The organism is Mesorhizobium sp. M7A.F.Ca.ET.027.02.1.1, assembly GCF_004022985.1.
GTDB lineage: Bacteria > Pseudomonadota > Alphaproteobacteria > Rhizobiales > Rhizobiaceae > Mesorhizobium.
In genome coordinates, this window is the sequence record NZ_RZOL01000690.1 from 1 (window position 1) to 1,741 (window position 1,741).

A 1,741-nucleotide genomic window follows, 5' to 3' on the forward strand; every position below is an offset into this window, starting at 1 on the left:
GTCGAGCAGCAGCTCGAAGGCCTCGCCTACGCCGTGCTGGTCGGGAGCACGATTGCATCGGGCAAGGTGCTCGCGATCGACACCAAGGCAGCCGAGGCCGCTCCCGGCATGCTGCAGGTGCTGACGCCGGACACCATCATCAGCCTGAGGACCGCGGCGGACTGGTTCGGCACGCCGCCGCCCGACAAGCCCTATTGCCCGCTCGCGCGCGACATCACCTTCTCGGGTCAGTATGTCGCGGCGATCGTTGCGGAAACCTTCGAACAGGCGGTCGCGGCGGCGGCCCTGGTCAAGGTCAGCTATGACGAGACGCCTTCCATCGTCGACCTCAGCGACGGCAAGGCTGGCGACGGCATCCCGATCGACGCCATGACCAAGGAATGGGGCGATGCGCAAGGTGCGTTCGCCTCGGCACCGGTCCGCATCTGCGCCGCCTACAACACGCCGCGCGAGTACCAGGCGCCGATGGAGCCGCATGGCCTGATCGCCCGCTGGGAGGGCGACCGGCTCACCGTATGGGAGCCGAGCCAGTGGCTGGACGGGATGGCCCGCACCTATGCCGAATGGTTCGGCGTGCCGTTCGAGAATGTGCGGCTGGTCTCGCCCTATATTGGCGGCGGCTTCGGCTCCAAGGCACTGGCGCTCAGCCATGGCGCGGTTGCCGCATGTGCGGCCAGAATGCTCGGCCGGCCGGTGCGGCTGGTGATGACGCGGCCCCAGACTTTTACGGGCTATGGTGGCCGCGCGGCGACACGCCAGACCGTGACGATCGGCGCCGACACGCAAGGAAAGATCCAGTCGATCGTGCATCGCGGCGTCAATGAGACCTCCATCGACGGCATGTGGGTCGAGCCGCTGGGATCGCTCACATCGATCATGTATGCGACGCCGAATTTCTCCTCGAAGCAGAATGTCGTGCGGGTCAATTCGGTGGTGCCGGGCGCCATGCGCGCGCCGGGCGAAAACCCCTCGGCCTTCGGCATCGAAAGCGCCATCGACGAGCTCGCTTACGAGGTCGGCATCGACCCGCTGGAAATCCGGCTCCGGAACTATGCCGAGCAGGATCCGCATGCCAAAAAGGCTTGGTCTACCCGGCAGTTGCGCGAGGCTTTTGCCGCAGGTGCGGAGCGCTTCGGCTGGGCCAGGCGCTCGCCCGAACCGCGCTCGATGCGCGACGGCACCCAGTTGATCGGCTGGGGCGTCGCGGCCGGCACCTATCCGGTTCGGCGCGCCTATGGCGAGGCGATCGTGCGTATCCTGGCCGACGGCTCGGTCGAGGTCGAAAGCTCGTCGATCGACATGGGCCAGGGCACCTACACCATTCTGGCGCAGACCGCCGCCGAAACGGTCGGCGTGCGAGCTGACGACGTGGTGGTGAAGCTCGGAGACTCCCGCTTTCCGCGTGCCGGCGTCACCGGCGGCTCGCGGCTGGCCGGCGTCATGACCGGCGCCGTCTACAAGGCCGCGAGCTCAGCGCTCGACCAGCTGGTGGGCCTTGCCATCGGCGATCCGCGCTCGCCCTTCTACGCGTTGCAGGCCAACACACTGGTCGTCGCCAATGGCCGTATCACTTCGCCGCGTGGCGACGGCCCCGATGTCTCGATCGCCGAACTGCTCAAAAGCGTCGGCCGCGACCACATCGAAGCCACCGGCGACACCATGCCGGAAAACTCGACGCCAGAGGAGCGCTACAAGAACTACACCACCATCGCCATGGCGCTGCCGCACACCGAGGGCGACT

Annotated in this window: 1 protein-coding gene; it reads left to right on the plus strand. The window is 67.3% G+C overall.

The annotated features are described in order from the left end of the window. Positions 1 to 1,741 (plus strand): xanthine dehydrogenase family protein molybdopterin-binding subunit (locus EN749_RS35145; RefSeq protein ID WP_145991161.1); only part of this gene is annotated, 1,741 nt, incomplete at both ends.